1 protein-coding gene is annotated in these 453 nt (G+C 75.1%); it reads right to left on the minus strand.

Annotated elements, in window-relative coordinates:
• Positions 1-453 (minus strand): hypothetical protein (locus tag ACU8YC_RS27430; protein ID WP_446896317.1); only part of this gene is annotated, 453 nt, incomplete at both ends.

The raw sequence follows: 453 nt of genomic DNA on the forward strand, positions 1-453 counted from the left end.
GGCCCGGGCGGTGTAGCGCGCAACGAGGTCGACCTCTCCGTCCCCCAGCCAGTCGCGGACGAGGCCCTCCGCGGCGACGCGGATCCGGGGGCGCAGGCCTTCGATCAGGCGGGCCGCGAAGGTGCGGGTGAAGGGCGAGCGGCGCCGGCGGTGGACCGCGCCGTTGGCGGTGAGCATGCCGTGCGCGAAGATGTCGAACAGCGCGCCCTCGGGGATCGCGCGCGATTCCGGATAGAGCGTCTCCGTCGCCTGGGCGCGGGGGTCGCGCATCAGCAGATCGACGTCGCGGGCGCGGAGGATCAGGACGCCCGCGATCTCGTGGCCGACGAAGGGCAGCCTGGGCCGCCACGCCCGGAACACGCCGTGCGGGTCGGCCTCGAGCTCCGCCACCGTCAGCGTCGGGACATCGGCCGGGGAGCCGGGCGGCCCGGCCTGTCGGGTCAGATCTTCGGT

The sequence above is a fragment of the Citrobacter sp. VF227 genome (assembly GCF_052950715.1).